Below are 19,850 nucleotides of genomic sequence, written 5' to 3' on the forward strand. Positions count from 1 at the left end.
GCCCGTGATGCCTGAGTTGCTGGGTCCTTGCTCCTCCGTTGCGCGGCCTTGGCCGAGTTGATGTTGTCGAGCAGCAGGCGCCGGAACCGGGAAGGGGTCATGCCCTTCTCGGCCAGGAACTGCCTGTTGAAATTGGAGAGGTTGTTGTAGCCGACCTCGTAGCAGATGCTGGTGATCGAGGCCTGCTCGTCGCTCATGAGGATCTGACAGGCGAGATTGATGCGCAGGCGCTTCACGTACCGAACCAGCGACATGCCGGTATGCTGCCGGAAGGAGCGCGAGAACGCGCTCGTGGATTGTCCGGCGATCGCGGCCAGATCCGCTTCGCCGAAGGGCTGGGTCAGGTTCTCGCGAATATAGGCGAGCGCCTTGTTGATGCCTGCGGACATGTAGCCGGACGGGTCGGGTAGGTAGCCGGGGCTCGCGAGCATCCGCGAACCCTGCGCGCGGCTCAGGAGCCCGGCGATCATCATGAAGAGCTCGATGCGGCGCACGCTCTTCGCGTGCATCGCCTCTTCCATGAGAGGCGAGATCTCGCGGCTGATCTCCTTGCTGAAGAGCACGCCGCGCCGCGACGCTTCCAGCACCGGCGCGAGGGCGGAGAGCTCGGGCAGGGTCTTCATGGCCCCGCCGACGAAATCCTCGCTGAACTGGATGATGCGGCACCTGAGCGGAACGATCGCGTCCTTCGGAACGTCGCTGACCCAGTTGTGCGGGAGGTTCGGTCCGGTCAGCACCAGGTTTCCGGGCTCGAACTCGCCGATGAAGTCGCCGACGAAATAGCGCCCGTTCGTGGCCACCACCTGATGCAGTTCGTATTCGGGATGAAAGTGCCAGCGCACCGTGCGGTAGGGATAGCCATGGGACCAGGCGGCGAAGGACTCGCCCGGTCTTATCTGAACGACTTCGAGATCCGGCTCCATGTCCGTTTCCTCCAGGCCGGTGCGGGTGCTCGCGATGGCCCCTCGCTCCGAGCCGGCCGATCTCAGTTCGGCTCTCACTGACGATGACGGTAACCTTCGCCACAAGCGCGTGCCAGCACCTTTCATGGCCGGGAATGATACTTTTTTGACAACGCGATGCTGCGATCCACCGTAACATGTATGTCGCGGATCGCCGACGGAAAGGCTCTCGGGAGAGCCGATTGAGTTGAGGCTCAGGCTCGCGTGATCTCGCTCGACCACGTGCTCGAGACCTGTCCTTCACGCGGGAGAGTCTCCCGGGAGGTAACGGTGAATCTCTCCCGGCACAGGGGAACCTCGAATGAGATGCTGCAGCGGCCATTCCCGTCGATCGTCGGGCTTGTTCCGTACTCGGCCAGGATGTCCTCCACGATGCCAAGGCCAAGTCCGCTCGAGTTCGGGTCGCATCGTCCCGTCATCCCTCGTTCAGGGCGCGCCCCATCGGGACCCGAGAAGCCAGGGCCATCGTCCTCGACGGTAATACGGGCGTTCCCCCCTGTGGGCTCCGCCCGAACTTCAACCCGGGTTCTGGCCCATTTTCGCGCATTGTCGAGGAGATTGCCCAGGATCTCTCCAAAGTCATGGGGATCCATGTCAACAGCCAGATCGGCTGGAATCCCGGTCTGCCAGACAAGCTGCTCGCCCCTTGGCAGATGCTGCATCAGGCGCAGAAGGCGCGCGACGGACTCGTCCACCTGGGTATAGGCGCCGCACGCCACCGATGCACCGCTTGTACGAGCGCGCGCGACCTCGCGCTCCACATGGGAGCGGATGATCTCAAGCTGCTCCTGCATGCGCTCCGCAGCGTCGGACTTGCCTGTCCGTTCGAGACGGCGCACCTCGCCGCCAAGAATCGTCAGGGGAGTTTTGAGACCATGAGCCAGAGCGCCGGCCCGGTCGCGCGCCTTGCGAACGAGGTTCTCCTGCCGGTCGAGCAGCTTGTTGATGCTCCCGACCAGCGGCGCGACCTCGTCGGGAAAGCGGCGCGTCATGCGTCGGATCCGACCGGTCTGGACGGCATTCAGATCATGCCCGACGGATCGCAACGGGCGCAGGCCCAGCGAAACCTGGAGCCAGGCGAACAGCACCAGGACCGCCGCAATGGGAAGCAGGACGCGGGCCACGTCCCATCCGAAGGCTTGGCGCAGCTCCACCACCTGCGCATGATCCAGGGCCACCGCGAGGCTGAACGTGCGCGAGCCCTGCTCGCCGCCGATCGTGACCTCGCGCGCGATCACGTAGAGCTCCGAACCGTCGGGTCCATCGGCCTCAAAGGCCTTGTCCCGGTCGGCACGCGGGCGCGGTTCGTCTGCGGGCAGCGTCCGATCCCAGAGCGAACGGGACCGCAGGATCGGCCGCCCGCCTTCGGAAACCTGCCAATAGGCCCCGCCGTAGGGCTGGTGATAGCGGGGATCCGTCATCCTCTGGCTCAAGTCCGTCTCCCCCTCGGCCCCGAAGGCCGTGGCGAGTTCGGTCCAATGGATGTTGAGGTCCTGTTCCACATAGCGGAGCACCTGGCGCTCGAAGAACACCACGAGGGAGGCGCCCGCGACGGCGATCGTCGCGACGATGGACGTGATCGCCACGACGAGCAGCCGCAGCCGGATGGAATTCCGCATCATGTCGAGGGCGTCTCCATGATATAGCCGTGGCCGCGACGGGTTCCGATCGCCTCCGATCCGATCTTGCGGCGCAGGCGCGCCACGAGCGCCTCGATCGTATTGCTCTCGGGCTCGTCCGATCCGTAGACGTGCTCGACCAGCTCGCTCTGGGCGACGACGCGATCACGATTGTGCGCAAGGTAGCGCAACAGACGGAATTCCAGCGGAGACAGCTCGATCGCCCGGCCGCTGACCATCACCCGCAGCCGCCGCGTATCGATGCGCAGCGCACCGACCTCGATCAGGGGCGTCACGTGACGACCAACCCGGCGCAGCAGAGCCGCGAGACGGGCAAGAAGCTCCTCCATCTCGAACGGTTTGGTCAGGTAGTCGTCGGCACCGGCGTCGATGCCTTCGACCCGCTGCAGCCAGGAGCCGCGGGCCGTGAGCACGAGGATCGGAACGGTGCTGGCCTCCTCCCGCAGCCGGCGCACCACCGACAGGCCGTCGAGTTTCGGCAGGCCCAGGTCCAGGATGACGGCGTCATAGTCCTCGGTCGAGGCACGGAACCAGCCGTCATCGCCATCCCGGGCGATGTCAACGACATAGCCCGTCTCGGCCAGGGCGCCCGCGACATCCCTTGCGATGGCTGCTTCATCCTCCACGAGAAGGACCCGCATCAGCGTCTCCTGATTTGAAGAATTTTGTTGCGCCGGGCATCCACGACGACCTCCTGGTAGCGACGATCGCGGGTGAGAACCAGGAATTCGTACCACCACTCGCCGTTCCAGGTCTGGCGGAGATCGACCTCCAGCACCTGCCCCGGAACCGCTTTCGACACTGTCGGAAGAACGGAGCTCAGGGTCAGGGCCTGCCCTTGGGAGACGGCCTCGCGGGCATGGTCGGAGGAGGTGCTCCCCCAGCCTGCGAACGCACCCGCCCGGGCATCATCGCCGCCCCGGCCCCGGCCACGTCCGCCGCCATCGTCTCCGCGTCCTCGATCGTCGCCGCGGCCGCTGTTCTCGCCGCCACCACGACCGCCGTCGTCGCCTCCACCGCGACCGCCACCATCATTCCCTCCGTGGCCTCCATCGCCGCCTCCACCGCCACCGCCGTCCTTGGCGATGGCAGGCGTCATCCAGGAGACTTCTACCGGAGCCAGCGCCAGGGAGAGCAGCAGCAGAGCAAAAAGGTGACGCCGTGTCATGAAACCTTCCGAAGATCACCAGAATAGCACGCCCAAGCTGATATTTCGCTGACACGTTCCGTCAGGTTCGGATGCCGGCCCCAAGCCAAACTGCTCCGGCATCGGCGCCGATCTGTCCGGCGCCGGGTGAATGGAGAAAGACGATGCTGAAGCCAATCAAGAACGGTCCGAATATCCTGGTCCTGGGGACCATGCTGGCCTCGCTCACGGCAGCCGCCGTCCCGGCCGTGGTCGCGAGCGCGATCCTGACCCCCGCTCTGGCGCGCGGCGGGGGCGACAATGGCGGAGGCCGCGGCGGTGATGACAGTGGCGGCCGCGGGGGGCGTGGTGGAGACGATGGCGGCAGCCACAACGGCGGTCGCAGCGACGACGGCGGCGGACGGGGAGGCCGGGGCGGAGACGACAACGGTGGCCGCGGAGGCCGCGGCGGCGATGACGGCGGGCGGGGCCGTGGCGGCGATGCCACTGGCCGCAACGATGATCGCGGCCGTGACAGGGCGGACGACGCCGGTCATGGGCGCGGCCGGGGGGCCGACGATCAGGGGATGGGTCGAGCGGGGGACAATCGGCGCAGCCGCGGAACGGAGGACCGCGTCCTGATGGAAGGCCGGACAAGGACCCACACGAGAGACCAGCACCAGACACGCACCCGCACCCGTGGCGGCGATCATGTGGCGGATGCGCGCCGGTCCCGCGGGCGTGGGGCGGACGATCCCGCTGTCGCTGCAGACGACAAGGGTGGTCGCCTCGATCGCGACAAGCGCTTCGAGCCGGGAGACGACCGGCGTGTGAACGGCCGGTGACGGATGCCCGATCGACTGTGCCGCGGGGCGGACGGCCCCGCGGCAACCCAGTGCGGTCGGGGCAGCCTGACTTTCACGTGACGGGTGCCTCTTCTCGCCCTCGCGGCTCGACCGAAGAACCATTCGTCGTGCCGATCCAGGATCGCCGCTCGCAGTTTGCGGAAAACCGGACCGGTCGCGATGCAAGGTCCGCTCCCGGGCAACGGGAGACGTGGACCGATAGTCTCTGAAGGTCCGCTGCCCGTTGCCCTTCGGACGCCGCTCTTGATCCGACGCTCACCCCATCGGCCCTGATGCGGACGGACTTTGCCCTGTGGGGCACGGCATTTCTGCCGTGGTGCCGATGCTCACACTCAATCGCTATCGTGACGGGTTCCACCCGGCGCCTGTAAGCCGGCCACCATCGCAACCTGCACCAACTCGGGCAGGCTGTTGGCCCCGAGCCGCTCCATGATGCGGGCTCGATGCGCCTCGACCGTCCGCGGGCTGATGCCGAGATCCCGTGCGATCGTCTTGTTGGTGCCCCCGGCCAGGAGGCCGTCGAGAACTTCTCTCTCTCGGGACGGCATTGTCGCGAGGGCCACCCGCAGGCGCTCCGTCGCCTGGTCCCGCTCCGCCCGTTCGAGGATCGTGGCCTGGGCGGCGGCGAGCGCGTTCAGCAACTGGTCGGGCTGATAGGGCATGTCGAGGAAATCCACCGCACCGGCCTTCATCGCCTCGATCCCGATCGCAACTCTCCCTCCGGTCTCGCCGATCGCGATCACCGGCAGGCTTGCTCGGCGTGCCTTCAATTCCCGCGGGACGGTCAGCCCGCCGGCTTCAGGGTGCCGCGTGTCGAGCACCACGCCGCCGGGCAGCAGCACCGGCGCAACCTCCAGGAAGGCCTTGGCCGAAGCAAATGCCTTGACTTCGTACCCTGCTCCTTGGAGCTCACGGCCGAGGCTCTGGCGGGCGCTCCCATCGCCTGCCACCACATAGACCACGGAGCCGTCGTGCTGGGTGAGATCCTGGGCAATGCCGCCCACCTTCCGCACCTGCCCGTGCTCGTCGCGGATCGGAAAGAACGTATCGCGGATCCACCGCACCCCACCGTCCGGTCGGATGATGTGGTATTCATGCGTGCCTTCCTCGCCCTGCCGCACACCTTCGATGATGGCGCTGGCCCGGTCGCGGTCATCGGGATGAACGGCCTTGACCCAGTGATCAGGATCATTCAGGGCCGCCGCCACCGGCTCGCCCCAGATCGTCTCGTAGGCCGGGCTGACGTAGTCTACCTGCCGCGTCTCAAAGTCGAGGATCCAGAGCACCGTGGAGGAACGCTCGGCAAATTGCCTGAAGCGCTCCTCACTGTCCCGAAGGGCCATCTCGGCCCGAGCGCGCAGGACCGAGGTCCAGGTGCGTTCGGCCACCTCCCGCGCCAGCTGCGCCTCGTCGTCATGCCAATGACGCGGTTCCGACTGGTGCACATAAAGTGCTGCGACCCACCGCCCGTCCCGGATCAGCGGCGTGATGATCGTGGAGCGGTTGCCCGCTCTGAGGAACTCGGGCGAGATCGGCTCCTTTGCCGTCAGCGGATGAGCCAGGACGTCATCGATGCGCACCGTTCGTCCGGCTTGCAATTCGCGCTCGATGGACCGGCCGAAGTCACCCGTCCGGTAATGCCCGGCAAAGCTCGCCAGTGCCGGATCGCTCCAGTCACGCTCCACCACGATGGCCTCGCCGCTCTCGCTGAGCTCGGCATAGCCGACGCGGCTCGCCCGCAGGTGATGGGCCAGCATCTCCGCGGCCGTGGTCATGACGTTGCGGGGATCGGCCACCCCGCGCAGGCGCGTGCTCAGCTCGACCAGGAAGCGGAGCCGCCGCTCGGTGAGCACCCGTTCGGTCGTATCCTGCAAGGTGACGAGGACGCCTGCGACGGTCGCGGGATCGGTGATGATCGGGCTGACGGATCCCGTCCACCAGGTTGTCTCCGGATAGCTGCTGCGCGATACGAGGCCGATGGGCACGTCGTGAACGAAAGCGGCCTGCCCGTGCAATGCCTTGGAAACCAGGGGAGCGGCCACGTCCCAGATATCCGCCCACGCCTGGGGCAGGGGGCAGCCGAGCACTTCGGGCCGTCTTCCACGCAGTTCCAGATAGGCATCATTGTAGAAGACAATGAGGTCCGGCCCCCAGGCGACGAGGGTCGGAAAGCCGGAATGGATCATGACCTTGAGCACGGTCCGCAGATCCTGCGGCCAGGTCTCGGGCGAACCCAGCGGCGATGCTGCCCAGTCGTGGGCCCCGAACCGCGCCGCCATCGTGCCTTGGTGAGCCAAGAATGTCCCAGTGTTCAAATCGGCCGTCTCCTGGCGAATCGCGCGAAAAAGTGGCCCCGGTTTTTCGGAAGAATTATGCGCCCTTTCCAAGCAGGGAGCATCGGATTCTATCCCAAAAGTGGGTGCCGCTTTTCGGTCCGATGCTCTCGGAGCCGGCCTTCCGGGATTTGGTTCAATTTGTCGAAGGCTGTGTGTGGACGTCTATGGAATATGGGGCGGAAGCGAACGAGGCTTCCTTAGAGCGATGCAAGATGGACGGCGAAGCCGATGAGCCCAGCCGCCGCCAGCAACGATAGCGTCAGCATAAAGATGTTGAATACACTCACGTACCGAACAAGCTGGGCCTCTGTTGCATCAACCTTACGGTGCTGCTCCTCGGGGTCAGCGCATTGGCGCGGCATGATCGCTCGGTTGCTCGACAAAGAGTTCTTCTCGACCTCGCCGTCGCACACAAGTGGAAACATTGTTCAAAGGTTCCGATAAGCTCATTTTGGGAACAGACGCAGGCGAGGCAGCCCGTCCTGACCTATTCCGGCTCGGCAAAAAGAAAGCGCCTCTCTTCCCATGAGGACGCTTTGAAGGTCCGGACCGTAGGGGCGAAAGAAACGGTGCCGATGCCACCTCAATATAAGAGGGGATCCGCTGTGCATACTCGGGGAATCCCCACGTAAGCATCCGACTTCAGCACCCTCACGCTCCAGCCCATCTAAATCCCCGAGAGTGAATGCTAGGGTAATCGACGAAACTCTGCTGAAGGGCTGAAATCATGCTTTGTCATAGAGAGAACAGCGGTCGGGCTTTCGGGGATGATCGGGCTATCGCCGAGACCTTGATTGCGGAGGCGCAGGCCGCACGGGTTAAGGCTCATGTTCGATCCATGCTCTCCCGGTTGCAAGCTCGCCGCCAAATTCAAACCGAGCGGGCTGTGTAGTCCGCAGAAGCCTCTTTATGTAACACCATCTCCGTCATGAGAGAGATTGCGCAAGCCTGAGGCCAGCACCAGGCACTCCTCCGTGCGGACCCGGCGGTCCGCACGATGCGCCAATGAGTGTCCGTGCGTTCCGGTTCAGCCGCGGGCTCTGCCCATCGGATAGGGCATGTAGCCGACGAAGCCGGTGATCTTCCAGCGTCCGCCGAGGCGGGCGCAGAAATACAGGGTCTGCCAGCTCAGAACCTCCACGCCGCCGCCCTCGAGGGCGATCGTGCCGTCGAATTTCTTATGGCAGATCGCGGCGTCGCCGCGCAGATCGATGTCGCGCATGTTCGTGGCCCGGAACAGGGCGTCCCGGACCGGTTCGGCATACGCGACGGTCTGCGCGGCTTTCGCCTGCCGCAGCCATTCGTCGCGGTAGGTTTCGAGGTCCGGGAAGTCGAGACGCCAGCTGTCGGGCAGCTCCGACTTGTGCGCGTGCAGACCCAGGAATCCTTCGCGGCGGAAATCCTCATCGACCATCGACCAGTCGGCCGCCAGGAAGGCATCGATGTCGCGCTCGACCAGCATGGTCCATATTTCGCGGCGGTCCGCGTCGGTTTCGGCGAAGGGGTTTCGGGTATGGTCGATCATGAGGGAACCTTAGGTGGACAGGGCAGGCGAGGGGAAAGGGATCAGGCCACCTTGCCGCGCGCGGCGACCGGAACCGTCTCGATCACGTCGTCTCCCCGCACGAACGTCACCTCGTCGAACAGGTTCGTGACGGGGCAGACATGGTTCGGAACGATGCGAACCATGTCCCCGACCTTGGGCCTGGCGGCCGAACGGGAGAGATCCACGACGCCGTGCTCCTCGCTCAGCGACACGATGACCGCGTCCGGGTACTCGGCGATCCGGCCGAAACCTTGAAGGCCCAGGGTATCGCTGGTCAGGGATTTCGACCCGGTGTCGAGGACCGCGCGGTCCTCGGTCGGGCGCGAGACGACGGTGGCGAGAACCGTGAGGGCGCAGTCCTCGAAGCCGCCGACGCCTTCCTTCACTTCGAACCGGTCGAGATAGATATAGGTGCCGGGACGATATTCCGTGGCCGCTTTGTTGTCCTTGCTGCGCCACAGATCCGGCGTGCCTCCCGTGGAGACGATCTCGGGCTTCAGGCCCGCTTCATCGAGCAGGGCTGCGGCGCGCTCGAGCCAGGCATTGGCCTCTGTGGCCATGCCCTTGGCCGGATAGGTCATGAGACCGGCGAAGCGCAGGCCCTCCGAGGCGGCGATGTGCCGGGCGAGCGCGAGCGCCGCTTCGGGGGTCTGGACGCCCACGCGTCCCCCGCCCGTATCGCATTCCACGAGAACCGGAAGGGTCAGGCCCGAGCCGGCGAAGGTTCTGGAATAACCGTCGACGGTGGTGGTGCTGTCCGCGGTGACCTTCAGCGATGCGCGCCGCGCGAGGGCGAGAAGCCGCTTCAGCTTCGGCTCGCCGAGAATGTTGTAGGGCAGAAGAATGTCGCTGATCCCGGCCTCGACCATCACTTCGGCCTCACCGATCTTCTGGCAGGTGATGCCGATGGCGCCGAGCTCCATCTGGCGCTTGGCGAATTGAGGCAGCTTGTGCGTCTTGATGTGCGGACGCAGCTTCATGCCGTTGGCGTCGGCATAGTCCTGGGCACGCTTGAGATTGGCCTCGACGCGGTCGAGGTCGATCAGCACGACGGGGGTATCCAGTTCATGAATCTTGGTCATGGGAGCCTGATGTCTCTTCCAGCATCGGACGTGATATCGACCCCACATCCGGTGCATCAAGTTGATGTTGTGAGCATCTTTTTACGCAAAACCGGTGCCCGTTTTTGCGTCCGATGCTCTCCTTGCTTGAGCATCTTTTCACGCAAAACCGGTGTCCACTTTTGCGTTCGATGCTCTAGTCGCCGAGGGGCAGTCTCGGATCGTTGACGTTCACGGCCGCGAGGCTGTGCCTGATGCGGCGGAGCCCTTCGAGCACGGACGGTCCGATGCTCTCCGCCGTGGTCATCGCGATCAGATCGACGATGGCCATCATGGCATAGCGCGTGGCGTTCGGTTTGTAGAGGTTGTCGTCCTCCGGAATCGAAAAGGGCAGCAGAATCTCCGCTTCGCGCGCCAGGGCGGAACCGGGCGCGGTCACGGCGACCGTCCTGGCTCCGTAATGGCGCGAAATTCTGACGGAGTCGACCACAGAGGGAGAATATCCGGAGGTCGAGAAGGCGATCACGGCCGTGTCCGGGGTCGCCACCGATGCGGTCATCCGCTGCATCTGGCCGTCGCTGTGCGCGATGACGGACAAGCCGAGGCGGAACAGCCGGTTGTGGAGCTCCATCGACATGATCGAGGAATTCCCGCCCGAGCCGTAGGCCAGCACGGCGCGGGCGGTCGAGATCCGCTCGGCGATCTGGCCGACGACATCCATGTCGATGGTAGCCCGCAGATCCTCGATCGCCGCGACGGCGTTGCCGCAGACGGCGGACAGGACACGCTCCTCCCGCTCCTCGCGCCGGATCGGCGACGGGTCGAGATCGTTGCCGCCCACGGCCAGGGCCTGGGCGAGATGATATTTGAAATCGCGCATGCCTTCGCAGCCGACCGCCCTCGCGAAGCGCGTCACGGTCGGCTCGCTCACGCCCGCGCGGCCCGCGATTTCCGCAATCGTCGCCTTGGACACGTAAGCGAGGTCGGAGAGCACCAGCGATGCGAGCCTGCGCTCCGCCTTGGAGCCGTCCGCGGCCCACCTGCGCACCCTTGCAACGATGTCCTGTGGCGCCTCCACGGTCAGGCTCCCGGGAGGCGCAGGCCGGTCGCGGCGTCGAACTGGTGGACCTTCGCCGGATCGACCGAGAGGCGGAGCGTCCCGCCCGGATCGAGGGCGATCCTCTCGCGGAGCACGGCGCGCACCTCCGCTGCGCCGACATGCCCGTAGATGTGGCTCTCCGATCCGGTCGGCTCGATCAGGTCGACCACGAGCCGGATCGGCCCGGCCGGGTCGACCCGGTAGTGCTCCGGCCGGATGCCGAGAGTCACGCCGGCGCCGTCTGAAGCAGTCGATCCAGCGACCGGCACCATCGTGGCGTCCGGGAGGCGGGCAAAGATTCCTTCGCCCGATCGCACGATGGTCGCGTCGAGGAAGCTCATCGCCGGAGAGCCGAGGAAGCCCGCGACGAAAACATTGGCGGGCCCGTCGTAGAGCTCCAGGGGAGTGCCGGCCTGTTCGATGCGGCCGGCGTTCATGACGACGATGCGGTCCGCCATGGTCATCGCCTCGATCTGGTCGTGCGTCACATAGACGATGGTGCTCTCGAACTTGTGGTGCAGCGCCTTGATCTCGGTGCGCATCTGCACCCTAAGCTTGGCATCGAGGTTGGAGAGCGGCTCGTCGAAGAGGAAAAGATCGGGGTTGCGGACGATGGAGCGTCCCATGGCGACGCGCTGGCGCTGGCCGCCGGAGAGCTGGCCGGGCCTGCGGTCGAGATACGCGCCGAGATTCAGGGTCGAGGCCGCGCGCTTCAGCTTCTGCGCCGTCTCCTCGGCGTTCTCCCGGCGGATGCGCGGGCCGAAGGTGATGTTGTCCTTCACCGTCATGTGGGGAAACAGGGCGTAGGACTGGAACACCATCGAAATGTTGCGCTTCTGCGGCGGCACCTCGTTGGCGCGGCGGCCGCCGATGCGGATCTCGCCCTCGGAGACCGTCTCCAGTCCGGCGATCATGCGCAAAAGGGTCGACTTTCCGCAGCCCGACGGACCCACGAGCACGACGAACTCGCCGTCCTCGACCGAAAGGTCGATCCCATGAAGGATTTCGAGAGTGCCGTAGCGCTTCTTCACATTGACGAGGTGGAGATCGGCCATCGGGCGCTCCGTTCACCTGATCGCATCGATGAAGGGCAGGTTGCCGGCCATGAGGCCGCCATCCACGGGAAGGGCGACGCCCGTGATCCCGGCCGAAAAGGGCGACGCGAGAAAGACCGCCGCATTCGCCACGTCGGCGGGCGTGACCATATGGCCGAGAGGATAGAGGCGCGAGACCTTGTCGAGAATTCCGGGATCCTTCTCGATCCGGTGATCCCAGGCATGGGTGCGCACGGAGCCCGGGCAGATCGCATTCGAGCGGATGCCGTGTCGCCCGCATTCCGTCGCGATGGCCCGGGCATAAGCCACCAGGCCCGCCTTGGCGGCCGCATAGGCGGGATTGCCGAAATGGGCGAGGGCGTTCACGGACGCGATGAAGACGAACACGCCGGAGCCTCTCGCCTTCATGGGCTCGAGAAACGGCGCGGTGAAATTGCGGGCCCCGTTGAGATTCACGTCGAGTTCGAAGTTCCAGGCCCGGTCGTCGACCTGTTCGAGGGTCTCCGCGCGGGTATAGCCGGCATTGCTGACGACGATGTCGGGCAGGCCGACGCGTTCCTGAATGCGCGCGCAAGCCGTTCTGCACGCGTCGGCATCGCCGAGGTCGAACGCTTCCCTGTGGGCGACGTCCAGCCCGGCGAGCGCCTCGGCCGAGACGTCGCAGGCGACGACCCGCGCGCCGGCGTCCCGGAACCGCTCGACCATGGTGACGCCGATGCCGCCGCCCGCGCCCGTAATGACGGCCAACCGGCCTTCCAAGCTGTTCTTCAACGGACCGCTCCGACCTGCTCCCTGGTTTCGAGAGCGACAAGGCTGAAGCGATTTATGAAAATTAGCAACATCAAAGCCAGGAATATACGTAAGTATAGCCTTGCCTAAGTAATTATCTTTCACAACAATGCAGGCTGCCGGGCTGCTTTTCTAGGGTGTGCGGCCCTCAAGCATTTTTTCGGCGACGTGGATCCGGTTCGCCGTCCAAAAATGCGGCAAAGCAAAGAAAAGAGCTCCTTCCACGTCAGTGGAAACAGCTCTAGCAGAGGGAACATACACGTGAAAACACTGCACAAGAACAGCTTCTTCAATCTCAAGGGACTGATGCTCGCGGGCGTCGGGGCCGTCGCTCTCTCCGCGTCGGCGAATGCAGGTACGGTCCGGATGACCGTTGCGGAATATTCGGCCAAGACCGGTCCCTATTTCGAGCAGGTGGCCAAGGACTTCGAGGCCGCCAATCCGGGCATCAAGATCCAGTTCGAGGTGGTGCCGTGGGACAACCTTCTTCAGAAGCTGACCACCGACATCTCGGCGAACGCCAATGCGGACCTCTCGATCATCGGGACCCGCTGGCTCGTCGATTTCGTCGAGCAGGGGATCGCGGAGCCGCTCGACGGCTACATGACGCCGGAGATCAAGGGGCGATTCATCGAGACGTTCCTGACCCCGTCCGTGATGAACGGCAAGACCTACGGGCTGCCGATCGCCGCGTCCGCGCGCGCGATGTATTACAACAAGGACCTCTTCGCGAAGGCCGGCCTGTCCGAGCCGCCGAAGACCTGGGCGGAACTGGAGGCGGACGCGAAGAAGATCACCGCCCTCGGCAACGGGGTCTACGGCTTCGGTCTTCAGGGTAAGGAAGTCGAGACCGACGTCTATTTCTATTATGCCATGTGGTCCTTCGGCGGCGAGATCGTGAAGGACGGGAAGTCGGGGCTCGACTCGAAGGCCGCCGTCGACGCCGCGTCGCTCTACAAGCGCCTCATCGACGAGGGGGCGACGCAGCCGGGCGTGACGTCCTACGCGCGCGAGGACGTGCAGAACCTGTTCAAGCAGGGCAAGATCGGCATGATGATGACCGCTCCGTTCCTGGCGAACCAGATCCGCGCCGAGGCGCCGAACCTCAAATACGGCGTGGCTCCGATCCCGAAAGGGCCGGGCGGGGATCAGGGCACCTACGGCGTCACCGATTCCGTCATCCTGTTCCAGAACTCCAAGAACAAGGCCGAGGCGTTCAAGTTCCTCGACTTCCTGTTCCAGCCCAAGCAGCGGATCAGGTTCACGGTCGACGAGGGCTTCCTGCCGGTGACGAAGGCCGAGGCTGAGGACAAGTACTTCGCCGATAACGCGGACCTGAAGGTCTTCACGAGCCTTCTCCCGATCGCGCGCTTCGCCCCGGTGATCGCAGGCTGGGAGGAAATCGCCGATACCACGACCTCGGCGCTGCAGCGGATCTATCTCGGCCAGGGACAGATCGAGCCGACCCTGAAGGAGGCGGCCGCCAAGGCGAATGCGGTTCTGAAGAAGTAACCGCGAAAGGGGGCCGGGCCCGCCGCCCGGCCCCTCGTCCGTTCGTTCAGCCAGCGGGATGTCAATGACCTCGAAACGGGTGGTCGCGCCCTACGTTCTCATCCTACCCAGTTTCATCCTGGCGGCCCTCATCGTGATCTGGCCCGTCAACGAGCTGGCGCAGCTCGCAAGCCACAGCGTGAACCGCTTCGGCCAGCTGCGCGACTTCGTGGGCATGGCGAATTTCCGCGCGCTGCTCGACGATCCGAACTTCATCGACGCACTCTGGCGAACGGGGATCTGGACCATCGGCGTGGTCGGAGGCGCCATCCTGTGCTCGGTCCCCGTCGCCCTGGTCCTGAACGAGGATTTCTACGGACGCGATCTCGCCCGCGTGCTCGTCATGCTGCCCTGGGCGGTTTCGCTCACCATGACGGCCATCGTCTGGCGCTGGGCCCTGTCGGGCGAGAGCGGCATGCTGAACTCGGCCCTCATGGATTTCGGCCTCATCGACGAGAATATCCAATGGCTCGCCGAGGCGAGGACCGCCTTCCCGATGCAGATCCTCATCGGCATCCTCGTGACCATCCCGTTCACCGTCACGATCATCCTGGGCGGCCTCGCCTCAATCCCGGACGATCTTTACGAGGCGGCGGCTCTGGAGGGGGCCGGGCGCTGGGAGCAGTTTCGCCACATCACGCTGCCGCTCATCGCGCCCTTCCTGAACATCGCGCTCGTGCTGAACACGATCTATGTGTTCAACTCGTTCCCGATCATCTGGGCCATGACGCAGGGCGGCCCGGCGAACTCCACCGACATCCTCGTTACCTATCTCTACAAGGTCGGGTTCCGGCTGGGAAAGCTCGGCGAGGCCTCCGCCGTCTCGCTGGTGATGTTCGGCATCCTGCTGGTCTTCACGCTGATCTATGTGCGGCTCACCGCGTCCAGGGGAGCGAAAGCATGAACTCCGCCAAGCTCCGCCGCTCGCTCGTCTGCTGGCTCGTGCTCTCGCCGATCGTCGTGGCGGCGATCTTTCCCTTCGCCGTGATGGTGATCACGGCCCTCAAGCCGAGCACGGAAGTGTTGACGCCGACCTGGTGGCCGTCGCGGATCGCGTGGGAGAATTTCCGGACCATGTGGGTCGCGACGAATTTCGGCAATGCCCTGAGGAACTCGCTTTTCGTCTCCGTGCTGGCGACGCTGGGATCGCTGATCGTTTCCATTCCGGCGGCTTATGCCCTGACCCGCTTCGACTTCAAGGGGCGGGAATTCTACCGCCAGTTCCTGCTGGTCACGCAGATGCTGTCGCCCATCGTTCTCGTGGTGGGGCTGTTCCGCCTGATGGTGGCGCTCGGAGTGATCGACAACATCAACGCCGTGACCGTCGTCTACGCGGCCTTCAACATCGCCTTCTCGGTCTGGATGCTGCAGAGCTATTTTGCCACCATCCCGGTCGATCTGGAGGAGGCGGCCTGGATGGAAGGGGCGGGGCGGGCCCAAACCCTCGTGAAGGTGTTCCTTCCCCTTGCCGTGCCCGCGATGGTGGTGACGGCGATCTTCACCTTCATCAATGCGTGGAACGAGTTCGTCATCGCCCTGACGCTCCTGCGCTCGCAGGACAGCTACACCCTTCCCATTCAGATCTTCTCGCTGGTATCGGGCCGCTACACCGTGGAGTGGCATCATGTGATGGCCGCCACATTCGCGGCGACGATCCCGGTCGCGATCGCCTTCGCATGGCTGCAGCGCTTTCTCGTGCGCGGCCTCGCGCTGGGAGCGGTCAAATAGAGCATCGAACGTGAAAAGTGGGTACCGGTTTTGCGTGGAAAGATGCTCAGCGACATCACCTTGCAGCATCGGATCCGACTTCGATGTCACGTCCGATGCCATCGTGCACGGGACCATCCAACGGAGACCGTGACGAAGCCGCCGGACGGGATCTCTCGACGGTCCGGTTGCGGCGTTGCGCCTCATGCCCGTTTACCTTGTGTCTTAAGGCTTTGGCGACGCCGATCCCCTATCGGGAGGCTGGTCGAAGAATTCCCAGCAAGGAACAGGACAATGGCTCTGACGGGGCGTTTCAACCTCCGGAAATCGTTTTCCGGGCGGATCATCTTACAGGTCGAGGAGGAGGTGAAGAGCGTCTGGAGCCTGTTTTCGCGGCAGCCCAGATTCCGCAGACGCTGGCGCGACGCGAAGGCCATGGATCTTGCGGCCGCCGAGCTTCGCGCCCTGATGGATCTCCGCAACCGTCCCCGGTTCGTCACGCAGGCGTTCGAGCCGACCCAGAACGTGCGGTCCGGCCAGCGCGCGGACGAGGCGAGGCTGCCCAGGCCGACCAGGCCCGAGGATGTGCGGGCAGGAGCCACCCATTAAGGAAAAAGGGGCTGCTCCCATGGGGCGGCCCCCAATGGCCCTCAGGCGGCCTGCTCGTCCACCATGGGCGGGTCGATCAGCTCCCAGTTGGCGAACAGGTCGATTTTGGCGTGACCCGGCATGGTCGCGTCGAGATACAGCAGGATCTCGACCCAGGGCCGGCCATAGGCGCGGGGGGTGACCTTCGTGACCTGGCCGAAGAAGCCGGTGAGCGGGCAGCGGACGAACTCGCCGACCTCCGGCCAGCGGTTCTGCTCGTATTCCAACTGCTGTTCGGCGTCCTCCAGCTCCGCCCGGAGGCGCGCCACCCTCGCCTGGAGTTCGGCGGTGCGTTTCGTGGCCTGGGTTTCCTGAAGCTCGTGGAGCTTGGAGCCCAGCTCCAGTCCCTCGCCATACTCTGCGGGCGGAAGCGAAATCAGGCTCATCACTAGTCCTTTCCCAGCGGCGGAACGGCCCGCCGCGAGACGAAGATCTTCAAGGCTCAAGACTATGTGGTGCGGGTTCGAGAATAGAGCAAGACATCCAAAGGGATGACGGAACGCAAGCTTGCCAGTGCCGGTTGACGGACATGGCAAAGCTTGTCGGGAAATCTTCAAGACCGAAAGAACACCGCTCGGAACGATCCTCGCCGCATCCGGCAGGGCCTTTGCTTCTCGCGGCCGTGCTCATCTTCCCCTGGGGCGCTTTTGCTCAGGAGACCGCGCCTCCCTTGCCGCCGGCACGGCCGAAGGGGCTGACGCCGCAGGCCCAGGAGCAGACCCGGGAGCAGACCCAGGAGCAGGCCCAGGAGCGGAAAGGGCCGCCGAAACCGGATCCGCGGACAGGACAGGAGACCCAAGGACAGGATCCCCAGGAAGGAAAGGCCGCGTCTTCGAGCGAGGCCGACATGGCCTGCATCGGACGGCTGGAGGCGCTCGGGCTGAAGTTCGAGAAGCGCCCTCCGGTGGAGGGGGACGACTGCCGGATCGGCAACCCCGTAGCGGTCCAGGCGCTCGCGAACGGCGTCGACGTCGCGCCGGATTCCCTGATGGAATGTCATTATGCGGAAAGTCTCGCCCACTGGGTCGGCGATGTCGTCTTGCCCCGCGCGAAGGAGCATTTCCAGAGTGCGCCGACTAAGCTCCTCATCGGCACGTCCTATCAATGCCGGGATCAGCGCTCGGGCGGCAAGCGGAGCGAGCATGCGTTCGGGAACGGCGTGGACGTGATGGGATTCGCGTTCGACAGGAGGCCCCCGCTGACCATCACGTTCCAGCCCGAAGGTTCACCGGAGGCCGCCTTCCAGTCCGCCATCCACAAGGGGGCCTGCGAGATCTTCAAGACCGTGCTGGGGCCCGGCGCCGACGCCGATCACGGCAACCACCTGCATCTCGATATGCGGGCGCGCAAGAACGATTACCGAATTTGTCAGTGAGTGCGAGGAACGCCGGACGGGCGTCGGTCTTTGACATGACGCCTGCCCCGTTCCGGGGCGCGCGGTGCGGAGTGAAGAATGAGAGTTATGGTATGCGTGGCGTTCGGTCTCCTGTGCATGACGGGAAGTGTCGCCGCTTCCTCGCGGGATCTGACCATGGAGGCGGTGAACGGGGCCTCGGATCCGTCGGTCGCCTCCGAGGGCGATGTCAGCCCGATTCTGATCAAGGCGCAGGTCCTCCTCGACCGGGCCCGGTTCTCTCCAGGCGTCATCGACGGGCGCGATGGCGAGAACGTCCGGAACGCCATCAGGGCCTTCGAACGGGCCCACGAACTCGAGGCCGATGGGACGGTCGACGAAGCGCTCCTGGCGAAACTCAACGGGACGTCGTCCGACCCCGTCCTCATGTCCTACACGATCGCCGAGGACGACGTGAAAGGGCCCTTCACGGCGATCCCGGAGCGGATGGAGGATCAGGCCAAGCTCGAGCGGCTGTCGTATTCGAGCCCCGAGGAGCTGCTGGCCGAGAAATTCCACATGGACATCAATCTGCTCAAGGAATTGAACCCGGGCAAGCGCTTCGACAGGGCAGGGGAATCGATCGTCGTGGCGAATGTCGCGTCACCGGACGGCGCAAAGGATCGTCCGAAGGCCGACAGGGTCGAAGTCGTCAAGAACGAACGTATCGTGCGCGTGCTCGGAAAGGACGGCGCCGTGCTCGCGGTTTATCCCGCTTCCATCGGCAGCGAAGAGAAGCCCGCGCCGACGGGCAGCTATACGGTGAAGGCGGTCGCGCACAATCCCGTCTACACCTACAATCCTGATTATGGCTTCAAGGGCGTGAAGGCGAAGGAAAAATTCGAGATCGAACCCGGGCCCAACAACCCTGTCGGAACGGTCTGGATCGACCTTTCGATCGAGTCCTACGGCATCCATGGGACGCCGGAGCCGGAAAAGGTCGGAAAAGCCTATTCTCACGGCTGCGTGCGGCTGACCAACTGGGACGCGGAGGACCTCGCGGGAATGGTCAAGAAAGGACGCCGGTCGATTTTCTCGACTGACGCCCGAAGACCACGTCTCAATCGTCGTTGGCGGAATTCAACTGGTCGGGCTTCAGACCCTCGTCCACTTCGGTGTCATGCATTTTGACGAGCCATTCCAGTTGCTCCTGCACGAAGCTGGGGTCGCTGTGAAAGCGCATGGCGCAGGCGACGAGGAAGATCGCCATCTCCGGAAGATCTTCGTCGCCCATGTCCGGCAGGACAAGCTCCAGCTCCGTCATGTTGCTGGCCGTCACGATGGCTGCCTCGTTGGGCGGAATGACGGTGCCGCTGCTGTCGGGAGGAAGGGCCATGAACGTTTCCTTCGGTTGGATTCTGCGGTTGGATTCTGCGGTTGGATTCTGCAGTTGGGTTTTCGGGTTCCGAGCAATTTTAGAGCATCGCACCCAAAAGTGGACTCCATTCCGGGAAACGATCCGGTGATTGCGTCCCGGGCGGGCGCATCGTCGCGGGCGGTCTTGCGTCTTGGCAGGATGCGCCTGGTCGTCGAAAAGGCCCGCCGCGGTGCGGCGGGCCTGCTGCGAAAGCGAACCCGTCTCGAAACGATGCCGGTTACGGGTAGGTGCAGACGTACCGCATGCCGTTGGTCGCCAGGAACGTGCCCGACGCCGGATCGTACGAGCGGTACTTGCGGGCGCAATACGCGGCAAGCTGCGGATCGACCGTGCCGGGAGGCGGCGGCGGAGCGGCCTGGGCCTGACTGCCGGCGATCGCGCTGCCGATCAAAGCGCCCGCGGCCAGACCGACGGCTCCGGCAGCCAGGGCGGAGCCGCCGTCGTGCCGGCGGTAATGGCGATGATAATAGGGCGGCGGAGGACGGTATCCCCGGTAAGGACGGTATTGAGTGTATCCTTCGTTGGGATAGGATTGTTCGATTGAAGGAAGCGCACGCTTCTGGAGCGGTTCCGCCTGCACGGGCAGGCTGGAGACGAGGAGGGCTCCAAGAATGCCGGCGGTTCCGAGAGTGACGGCGAATTTGCGCATTGGGACTCCTGATCTTGCGGTTCGGCAGCATCGAAAGGCTGTCT

Annotated in this window: 19 protein-coding genes and 1 pseudogene; 7 read left to right on the forward strand and 13 right to left on the reverse strand. The window is 64.6% G+C overall.

The features are described 5' to 3' along the window. Positions 1-41: 41 nt before the first annotated feature. The 4 genes and pseudogenes from RE429_RS10945 to RE429_RS10960 form a co-directional block, all read right to left on the reverse strand. Positions 42-923 (reverse strand): annotated as a pseudogene (locus RE429_RS10945) (helix-turn-helix domain-containing protein); the annotation flags it as partial. Positions 924-1,156: 233 nt separating this feature from the next. Beyond that, the gene (locus tag RE429_RS10950) at positions 1,157-2,584 is read right to left on the reverse strand and encodes a sensor histidine kinase (RefSeq protein ID WP_414470814.1); all 1,428 of its coding nucleotides are present in this window, start codon (positions 2,582-2,584) and stop codon (positions 1,157-1,159) included. Further along, entirely contained in the window at positions 2,581-3,243 is a 663-nt protein-coding gene (locus tag RE429_RS10955) for a response regulator transcription factor (protein ID WP_414470815.1), read from the reverse strand. Before RE429_RS10955 ends, RE429_RS10950 begins: the two co-directional genes overlap by 4 nt. Next, entirely contained in the window at positions 3,243-3,770 is a 528-nt protein-coding gene (locus RE429_RS10960) for a PepSY domain-containing protein (RefSeq protein WP_414470816.1), read from the reverse strand. Before RE429_RS10960 ends, RE429_RS10955 begins: the two co-directional genes overlap by 1 nt. Before the next feature lie 143 nt (positions 3,771-3,913). Between RE429_RS10960 and RE429_RS10965 the strand changes: the two genes are divergently transcribed. Beyond that, entirely contained in the window at positions 3,914-4,573 is a 660-nt protein-coding gene (locus tag RE429_RS10965) for a hypothetical protein (protein WP_414470817.1), read from the forward strand. Positions 4,574-4,926: 353 nt separating this feature from the next. Here RE429_RS10965 and RE429_RS10970 read toward each other — a convergent pair whose 3' ends face one another. From RE429_RS10970 to RE429_RS10995, 6 genes are all read right to left on the reverse strand, one after another. Then, a complete protein-coding gene (locus tag RE429_RS10970; protein ID WP_414470818.1) occupies positions 4,927-6,909 on the reverse strand; it encodes a PAS domain-containing protein in 1,983 nt (660 codons plus the stop codon). A gap of 1,048 nt (positions 6,910-7,957) precedes the next feature. Further along, positions 7,958-8,455 (reverse strand): hypothetical protein, encoded by a 498-nt coding sequence (locus RE429_RS10975; RefSeq protein ID WP_414470819.1) that lies wholly within the window; start codon positions 8,453-8,455, stop codon positions 7,958-7,960. A gap of 41 nt (positions 8,456-8,496) precedes the next feature. Beyond that, positions 8,497-9,558: a D-TA family PLP-dependent enzyme gene (locus RE429_RS10980; protein WP_414470820.1), complete on the reverse strand. Its 1,062-nt coding sequence runs from the start codon at positions 9,556-9,558 to the stop codon at positions 8,497-8,499. Between the two features lie 175 nt (positions 9,559-9,733). Then, positions 9,734-10,615 carry a MurR/RpiR family transcriptional regulator gene (locus tag RE429_RS10985; RefSeq protein WP_414470821.1) on the reverse strand — a complete coding sequence of 294 codons (882 nt, stop codon included), beginning with the start codon at positions 10,613-10,615 and terminating at the stop codon, positions 9,734-9,736. 2 nt (positions 10,616-10,617) lie between these two features. Further along, positions 10,618-11,691 (reverse strand): ABC transporter ATP-binding protein, encoded by a 1,074-nt coding sequence (locus tag RE429_RS10990; RefSeq protein WP_414470822.1) that lies wholly within the window; start codon positions 11,689-11,691, stop codon positions 10,618-10,620. 12 nt (positions 11,692-11,703) lie between these two features. Next, the gene (locus RE429_RS10995; RefSeq protein WP_414470823.1) at positions 11,704-12,462 is read right to left on the reverse strand and encodes an SDR family oxidoreductase; all 759 of its coding nucleotides are present in this window, start codon (positions 12,460-12,462) and stop codon (positions 11,704-11,706) included. A gap of 324 nt (positions 12,463-12,786) precedes the next feature. On the opposite strand from RE429_RS10995, the gene RE429_RS11000 reads away from it, so the two are divergent. From RE429_RS11000 to RE429_RS11015, 4 genes are all read left to right on the forward strand, one after another. Beyond that, positions 12,787-13,992, forward strand: a complete 1,206-nt coding sequence (locus RE429_RS11000; RefSeq protein WP_414474169.1) for an ABC transporter substrate-binding protein — start codon at positions 12,787-12,789, stop codon at positions 13,990-13,992. Between the two features lie 64 nt (positions 13,993-14,056). Continuing rightward, positions 14,057-14,935 carry a carbohydrate ABC transporter permease gene (locus tag RE429_RS11005; RefSeq protein WP_414470824.1) on the forward strand — a complete coding sequence of 293 codons (879 nt, stop codon included), beginning with the start codon at positions 14,057-14,059 and terminating at the stop codon, positions 14,933-14,935. Continuing rightward, positions 14,932-15,759 (forward strand): carbohydrate ABC transporter permease, encoded by an 828-nt coding sequence (locus RE429_RS11010; protein ID WP_414470825.1) that lies wholly within the window; start codon positions 14,932-14,934, stop codon positions 15,757-15,759. The genes RE429_RS11005 and RE429_RS11010 overlap by 4 nt, the downstream gene beginning before the upstream one ends. 273 nt (positions 15,760-16,032) lie before the next feature. Beyond that, the gene (locus RE429_RS11015) at positions 16,033-16,347 is read left to right on the forward strand and encodes a hypothetical protein (RefSeq protein WP_414470826.1); all 315 of its coding nucleotides are present in this window, start codon (positions 16,033-16,035) and stop codon (positions 16,345-16,347) included. Positions 16,348-16,388: 41 nt separating this feature from the next. On the opposite strand, the gene RE429_RS11020 is transcribed toward RE429_RS11015, so the two are convergent. Continuing rightward, positions 16,389-16,772, reverse strand: a complete 384-nt coding sequence (locus RE429_RS11020) for a hypothetical protein (RefSeq protein WP_414470827.1) — start codon at positions 16,770-16,772, stop codon at positions 16,389-16,391. A 284-nt stretch (positions 16,773-17,056) separates the two neighbouring features. On the opposite strand from RE429_RS11020, the gene RE429_RS11025 reads away from it, so the two are divergent. Further along, positions 17,057-17,761 carry an extensin family protein gene (locus RE429_RS11025; protein ID WP_414470828.1) on the forward strand — a complete coding sequence of 235 codons (705 nt, stop codon included), beginning with the start codon at positions 17,057-17,059 and terminating at the stop codon, positions 17,759-17,761. Positions 17,762-17,839: 78 nt separating this feature from the next. After that, positions 17,840-18,910, forward strand: coding sequence for a L,D-transpeptidase family protein (locus RE429_RS11030; protein ID WP_414470829.1), 1,071 nt, complete (start codon positions 17,840-17,842; stop codon positions 18,908-18,910). Here RE429_RS11030 and RE429_RS11035 read toward each other — a convergent pair. Beyond that, positions 18,840-19,115: a hypothetical protein gene (locus RE429_RS11035; RefSeq protein WP_370437568.1), complete on the reverse strand. Its 276-nt coding sequence runs from the start codon at positions 19,113-19,115 to the stop codon at positions 18,840-18,842. The two genes, RE429_RS11030 and RE429_RS11035, sit on opposite strands and share 71 nt — an antisense overlap. Before the next feature lie 259 nt (positions 19,116-19,374). Continuing rightward, positions 19,375-19,806, reverse strand: coding sequence for a BA14K family protein (locus RE429_RS11040; RefSeq protein WP_414470830.1), 432 nt, complete (start codon positions 19,804-19,806; stop codon positions 19,375-19,377). Between the last annotated feature and the right edge of the window lie 44 nt (positions 19,807-19,850).

The organism is Microvirga sp. M2 (assembly GCF_047497095.1).
Taxonomy (GTDB): Bacteria; Pseudomonadota; Alphaproteobacteria; order Rhizobiales; family Beijerinckiaceae; genus Microvirga.